The sequence below is a fragment of the Shewanella jiangmenensis genome (assembly GCF_018596335.1).
Classification (GTDB): domain Bacteria; phylum Pseudomonadota; class Gammaproteobacteria; order Enterobacterales; family Shewanellaceae; genus Shewanella; species Shewanella jiangmenensis.
Map to the genome: position 1 here is coordinate 1 of NZ_JAHEPS010000019.1, position 4587 is coordinate 4587.

Sequence of the window (4587 nt, forward strand, 5' to 3'; positions counted from 1 at the left end):
TGTCACACTTGTTCATGAACACGATGATGAAAGGTACGCCTACCTGACGAGACAGCAGGATGTGCTCGCGAGTCTGTGGCATTGGGCCGTCAGTCGCAGCTACTACCAGGATTGCGCCGTCCATCTGGGCAGCACCGGTGATCATGTTTTTAACATAGTCAGCGTGGCCTGGGCAGTCTACGTGAGCGTAGTGACGGGCATCAGTATCGTACTCGATGTGAGAGGTATTGATGGTAATACCGCGCTCACGCTCTTCTGGAGCGTTGTCGATCTGAGAGAAGTCCTTCGCTTCGCCACCGAAGTGCTTAGACAGCACGTGGGAGATAGCAGCAGTCAGAGTGGTTTTACCATGGTCAACGTGACCGATGGTGCCCACGTTTACGTGGGGTTTAGTACGTTCAAATTTAGCCTTAGCCATGGTATGCCTCGATCCAAGTATCTTGGTGATGAAAACCTGCGGATACACAAAAATTCGATGCCATCAGATGACATCGAACCGTTTATTTAGATATTAGGTAGCGTATTAAGAGAGGCTGGTGCTGATAGGCAGAATCGAACTGCCGACCTCATCCTTACCAAGGATGCGCTCTACCGACTGAGCTATATCAGCATCTCTTAATTTTTGGAGCGGGCAGCGGGAATCGAACCCGCGTTATCAGCTTGGAAGGCTGGAGTAATACCATTATACGATGCCCGCGCAACCTGACTTAGGCTACCTAGTACCTAGAAAATGGTGGAGGGAGAAGGATTCGAACCTTCGAAGGCGGAGCCGTCAGATTTACAGTCTGATCCCTTTGGCCACTCGGGAACCCCTCCAGAGAAAATGGTGCCGACACCAAGAGTCGAACTCGGGACCTACTGATTACAAGTCAGTTGCTCTACCAACTGAGCTATGCCGGCACTTATTTCGGTAGCGGATATTAGGTAAATGTGGCTTGGGTTGCAATAGAAAAATCGAAATTCAGCCAAAAAAGTTACCAAGCGGCGCTTTTTTGCACGCAATAACAAACCTTAGCCAGAATTGCTTCGCCCACAGGGGAGCCACGCTTGGGTTGAACTATTGTTAATCCGGGAGCCTTGGTATACTGTGCCCTGCCTAAGGCGAGGAAACAGAATGAATAAAAACCAGACGCAGCAAGCGCTTTATCTCGATTTCGATCGTGAGCGCTGGGCACAACTGCGAAACTCGGTACCGCTGACGCTAAGTGAGGCAGAGCTCAATCGCCTGCGCGGTATTAATGAGCGGATATCGCTCTCGGAAGTGACCGATATCTATCTGCCACTGAGCCGCCTGTTAAATCTGATTGTCGGCTCGCGCCAGCAACGCGGCGTGGTGTTGAATCAGTTTCTCGGTAATCGCCAATCCGACAGTCCATATATTATCAGTATCGCGGGCAGCGTAGCCGTGGGCAAAAGCACCACAGCCCGTATACTGCAGGCACTGCTGAAACAGTGGCCCGAACATCCGAAAGTCGATTTGGTGACCACAGACGGTTTTCTCTATCCTCTGCCTGAACTTAAACGCCGCGGCCTGATGCAGCGCAAAGGCTTTCCGGAAAGCTACGACACCAAAATGCTGATTGATTTCATGTCAGCCGTTAAATCCGGTGAAGACGAAGTCGAAGCGCCGCTGTACTCGCACATCATTTACGACCGGCTTGCCGATGAAACCCAAACGGTGCGCAGGCCAGACATTCTGATCCTTGAAGGACTTAACGTACTGCAAACCGGTCTTGATTCGCCGGTAGACATTCGCAGGCCGTTTGTGTCGGATTTCGTGGACTTTTCAATTTATGTGGACGCAGACGAGAGCCTGCTCAAGCAGTGGTACATCGAGCGTTTCCTGCAGTTTCGCAGCGGCGCCTTTGCCGACGAAAACTCCTATTTCCGCCACTATTCCAGCCTCAATGACAGCCAGGCCCGTGAAACCGCGTCACAGATTTGGGATGGCATTAACGGCCCCAACCTCAGGATGAACATCCAGCCCACCCGCGAGCGCGCCCACCTGATTTTGCGTAAAGGCGCCGATCATCTGATGGACCGTGTACTGCTGCGAAAATAACAACCTGTGCGAATCAGGCTTCAAGTAACAAGGCACTTCGAGTAACAGGGTCTATTAAGTAACAAAAAAGCCCAAAAACGAAAAAGGTAAGAAGCGCACGCCTCTTACCTTTCTCTTTCCGCTATTTATTCAGCGATTCTAGTCGACCTTCTAGTCGACGTTCTATTCGCCGCCCCGATGGCCAGCCCGAGCATTAATCGCCAGCCTCAGGTTATTAGACTGCAGCCAAACGCAGGCTGATTTCACCGCCGATATAACTCACAACCTGCCCATCCTGCTCAAGCAGTAAGGCGCCCTGGTTGTCTATGCCCCGGCAAATGCCACTTTGGACTTTATCAGCAAGCAGCAGATTGACCTGCTTGCCAAGGTAAAGGTCAGCCGTCTGCCAGCGCTCAACAAATGCATTCAGGCCCTGCTCTTCAAACAGACTCAGGTCCTGCTGCAACTGGCGCTGTAATCGCACCGCAAAATCGGTTTTATCCGGCATGCCAACGCCCTGCAGATCGGCCCACGGCTGATCAATATCAGCCCCCGCCGCATCCGGCATCGCGAGATTCACTCCAATACCTATAATCAACTCGCAATTGCTGTCGGCCTGACCTTTCATTTCTATCAAAATCCCGGCCAGCTTCTTGCCATCCAGATACACATCATTTGGCCACTTAAGCCCGACACCGCTAATGCCCATATCAGCAAGCACCTTAGCCAGCGAGCAGCCAACCACCAGGCTAAGCCCCATGGCTTTGTTCATGCCTTCTTCGAGACGCCAAAACAAAGAGAAATACAAATGGCTGCCATAGGGGGATGCCCAGCGCCGTCCGCGGCGACCGCGACCGGCAGATTGATGCTCGGCAATACACACATCTCCGGATTCGAGCTCGTCGGTGTGAGTTAACATAAAGCCGTTGGTACTGGCGATATCGTCAAAGTAGAAACAGCGCCTGTCGATGCCCTGCTTAAGCCGCGCTTCATCAATCAGATTAACCGGAGTGGCCAGCCTGTAGCCCTTGCCTTTGACACTGAAAATGGACACGCCCAGGGATTCCAGCACATCAATATGATTGCTGACCGCGGTACGGGAAACGCCAAGCTGCTCGGCAAGCGCCTCACCTGACACAAACTCCCCACTGCCAAGCAGCTGCAAAATTTCCCGTTTACGTTGCCATTGTTCCATGCCTTCACTCCTTTAACGGTTAATGGGATGCACTAATCACAATACAGATTTACAGCGCGTTGATATCACCGACTATGTTTGGCTCAGCTTCCAGGGTGACACCAAAGGTTTGTTCAACAGTAGTGATGATATGCCGCGCCAGTGCACAGACTTCAGCGCCACTGGCGCCGCCCAGATTCACCAGCACCAACGCCTGCTTTTCATGCACTCCGGCATTGCCGAGGCGAAAACCTTTGAGCCCTGCCTTATCAATCAGCCAGCCAGCGGCGAGTTTCATTCGTCCATCATCCTGCGCGTAGGCAACCGCATCGGGAAACTGCCGCACTATAGTGCTGAAGGTCGCGGCATCTACAACAGGATTTTTGAAAAAGCTGCCGGCATTACCCAGCACGGCCGGATCCGGTAACTTACTTCGCCTCACCTCAATGACTTTATTGAAGATATCCAGCGCTGATACTGTCATGGGGTCAAATTGATTCAGCGGTGCATAGCCAAGCCTTGGCTGCCATGCTTTAACAAGCTTAAGACCAACTCGGGTGATAATGGCTTTACCCTTGAGCGCGGCCTTGAAAATCGATTCGCGGTAACCAAATTCGCACTGCTCAGCAGTCAAACGAGTGATGCTGCCATCCAATGGTGACAAGTACTCAACCCATTCACAAAAGTCTTTAAGCTCAACACCATAGGCGCCGATATTCTGAATGGGCGCCGCGCCAACAGTGCCTGGGATCAACGCCAGATTTTCAAGCCCCGGCATATTCTCCCTTAAAGTCCAGCTTACCAAGTAGTGCCAGCTTTCACCGCCGGACACGGTTAAATGATATGCCTCGTCATCCTGCTGAACCTCAATGCCCCTGATGTCCATTTTCAGCATCACCATATCAACATCCGATGTAAGCACCAGATTGCTGCCACCACCCAAAACATAAAACGGCTCTGAAGCCGCCGAGAGCTCGGCCGTGACCTCTTTAAGCTCGGCAATCGTGGTGATATGACGTAGTTCGCGACAATACTGATTGATGCCAAAGGTATTGTAAGGCGCTAATGACACAGGCCTCAGGCTCGAAGATGCAGAATTGGCAGACATGTAGCTCCCGAAACAAGACGAAAATTTCACAGACTGATTGTACCTGCCAACACCACAGGCACCTAGGGCAAAGTCGAAGGTTATCTGACGAGCGGAAAGTCACAAAGCAAAAAGGCCACCCTGTTGGGTGGCCTTTCTGTTCTATTTGGCGCCTGGCGATGACCTACTCTCACATGGGGAGACCCCACACTACCATCGGCGTGACTGCGTTTCACTTCTGAGTTCGGAATGGGATCAGGTGGGACCACAGCACTAATGTCACCA

At 51.9% G+C, this 4587-nt stretch carries 4 protein-coding genes, 4 tRNA genes and 1 rRNA gene; 1 reads left to right on the top strand and 8 read right to left on the bottom strand.

Annotated features, from left to right (window positions below):
- From KJI95_RS19275 to KJI95_RS19295, 5 genes are all read right to left on the bottom strand, one after another.
- The coding region (locus tag KJI95_RS19275) for a GTP-binding protein (RefSeq protein ID WP_214508829.1) at nt 1-418 on the bottom strand (418 nt) is incomplete at its 3' end.
- A 116-nt stretch (nt 419-534) separates the two neighbouring features.
- Nucleotides 535-610: transfer RNA gene (locus KJI95_RS19280), tRNA-Thr, on the bottom strand.
- 13 nt (nt 611-623) lie between these two features.
- Nucleotides 624-697: transfer RNA gene (locus KJI95_RS19285), tRNA-Gly, on the bottom strand.
- A gap of 34 nt (nt 698-731) precedes the next feature.
- Nucleotides 732-816, bottom strand: a tRNA-Tyr gene (locus KJI95_RS19290).
- Nucleotides 817-824: 8 nt separating this feature from the next.
- Nucleotides 825-900: transfer RNA gene (locus tag KJI95_RS19295), tRNA-Thr, on the bottom strand.
- 214 nt (nt 901-1114) lie between these two features.
- On the opposite strand from KJI95_RS19295, the gene coaA reads away from it, so the two are divergent.
- On the top strand, nt 1115-2062 hold the full coding sequence (gene coaA, locus KJI95_RS19300; protein ID WP_214508830.1) for a type I pantothenate kinase: 948 nt from the start codon (nt 1115-1117) through the stop codon (nt 2060-2062).
- A 214-nt stretch (nt 2063-2276) separates the two neighbouring features.
- On the opposite strand, the gene birA is transcribed toward coaA, so the two are convergent.
- From birA to rrf, 3 genes are all read right to left on the bottom strand, one after another.
- A complete protein-coding gene (gene birA, locus KJI95_RS19305; RefSeq protein WP_214508831.1) occupies nt 2277-3236 on the bottom strand; it encodes a bifunctional biotin--[acetyl-CoA-carboxylase] ligase/biotin operon repressor BirA in 960 nt (319 codons plus the stop codon).
- Nucleotides 3237-3285: 49 nt separating this feature from the next.
- Complete coding sequence (murB, locus tag KJI95_RS19310) at nt 3286-4323, bottom strand: UDP-N-acetylmuramate dehydrogenase (protein ID WP_214508832.1); 1038 nt, start codon at nt 4321-4323, stop codon at nt 3286-3288.
- Between the two features lie 150 nt (nt 4324-4473).
- Nucleotides 4474-4587, bottom strand: a 5S ribosomal RNA gene (gene rrf, locus KJI95_RS19315); the annotation flags it as partial.